The 1,182-nt window shown below is 67.4% G+C and carries 1 protein-coding gene and 1 pseudogene; both read right to left on the reverse strand.

The window, feature by feature from the left end; translation table 11 throughout:
* The coding region (locus tag ELR45_RS24600; protein WP_476704139.1) for an amidohydrolase family protein at positions 1–597 on the reverse strand (597 nt) is incomplete at its 3' end.
* Positions 597–1,182 (reverse strand): annotated as a pseudogene (locus ELR45_RS41415) (signal recognition particle protein); the annotation flags it as partial. The pseudogene ELR45_RS41415 and the gene ELR45_RS24600, both read right to left, overlap by 1 nt.

Here is a 1,182-nt window from a genome sequence, read left to right on the forward strand (position 1 = left end):
GATGCCCGCACCCAGCAAGTCGGGCAGCGCCTCCTCGCCGAAAACATGCGCAGTGACGCGCGCGCCCAGGTCATGTGCCCGCGCGATGGCGGCTTCCAGTGCCTCGCGCGGCCAGCAGGGTCCGAGGTCACCCTTGTCCCGGTCGATCCAGTCACCGACCAGCTTGACCCACCCGTCGCCACGCCGCGCCTCCTGTTCGACATAGGCGACGAGCTCCTCCGGCTCGATCTCCCAGCCGTAGTTGCGCAGATAACGCTTGGTGCGAGCGATGTGCCGCCCGGCCCGGATGATCCGTGGCAAGCCGTCGCGCTCGTCGATCCATCGTGTGTCCGCCGGCGAGCCGGCGTCGCGGATCAGCAGCGTCCCGGCGTCCCGGTTGGCGACCGCCTGCTCCTCGGCGACGTCGTCGGGCACGGCTCCGTTGGCATCGAGGCCCACATGACAGTGCAAGTCGACCAGTCCTGGCAGCACCCAGCCATTGCCGACCGTCTCGGCGCCGGGAATCGGCTCATAGCTGACCACACCGCCTCTCACCCACAGGTCGCGATGCTCCTCGTCGGGCAGAACGATCCCACGGACGTGCAGCGCCTGGCTCATCAGCGCTTATTGAGGAAATCGGTGATGTCGTCGGGAAGCTGGAAGTCTGAGTTACCGGAATCGTCCTGGCCACCGCCGAACGCCGGCGGCACCTGCCCGGGGGCTGCATCCTGAGTCTGCCGGTCCTCCGCCGCGGCCAACTGCGCGGCCCGCTTGGCTGGGTTGCCCGATCGCGCCCCGCGCTTCTTCCCCTTCTTCGACTGCTTCGGCTGCCGGCCCTTGGACTTCTTGCCTCCGCCTTGCATGCCTGGCATGCCCGGCATCCCTGGCATGCCGCCGCCCATGCCCGGCATGCCGCCCATCTTGCCCTGCGCAGCCTGGCTCATCATGTCCCGCGCCATGAAGAACCGCTCGACCAGCTGGTTGATCTCGCTGACCTGGGTACCGGAACCGCGTGCGATCCGCGCTCGGCGGGAGCCGTTGATGATCTTCGGATTCTCCCGCTCCGCCGGGGTCATCGAATAGATGATCGCCTGGACACGGTCGAGTTCTTTGTCGTCGAAGTTGTCCAGAGCCTCCCGCATCTGCCCCGCGCCGGGCAGCATGCCGAGCAGACTCTTCAACGAGCCCATCTTCTTGACAGCC

Origin of the sequence: Phytoactinopolyspora endophytica (assembly GCF_004138495.1) — a bacterium.
In the GTDB taxonomy this organism is placed as follows: Bacteria; Actinomycetota; Actinomycetes; order Jiangellales; family Jiangellaceae; genus Phytoactinopolyspora; species Phytoactinopolyspora endophytica.